Origin of the sequence: Inquilinus limosus MP06 (assembly GCF_000767795.1) — a bacterium.
In the GTDB taxonomy this organism is placed as follows: Bacteria; Pseudomonadota; Alphaproteobacteria; order DSM-16000; family Inquilinaceae; genus Inquilinus; species Inquilinus limosus_E.
Genome location: NZ_JANX01001170.1, coordinates 1 through 366, shown reverse-complemented (window position 1 = coordinate 366; position 366 = coordinate 1). Strand labels below are relative to the sequence as shown.

The window sequence follows — 366 nt, the reverse complement described above, 5'->3', positions numbered from 1 at the left end:
CTCGGGCTTCAGCGGCGAGGACACCCTCGTCGGCGGCATCGGCAACGACACGCTCATCGGCGGCGGCGACGACGATTCGCTGTGGGGTGGTGCCGGCGCCGACAGCTTCGTCTATGACAGCCGCGGCTTCGGCCGCGACACGATCAACGACTTCAACGTCAACGGCGACAAGATCGACCTGACTTTCCTCAAGCTCTCCGACTTCGACAGCCTGAAGCCCTTCATCACCCAGGTCGGTCAGGATGTCGTCATCGCCATGGGCTGGGGCGGCAATTACGAGAGGATCACCCTCAAGAACGTCTCCTTGGGCGATCTGAGCGACGCCGACTTCAAGTTCAACACCTCGACCGCCGACCTGACCGTCAA

1 protein-coding gene is annotated in these 366 nt (G+C 62.6%); it reads left to right on the top strand.

Annotation, left to right across the window (positions count from 1 at the left end; genetic code table 11):
- Nucleotides 1-366: M10 family metallopeptidase C-terminal domain-containing protein (locus P409_RS35825; protein WP_193366550.1), on the top strand; the 366-nt coding region annotated here is incomplete at both ends.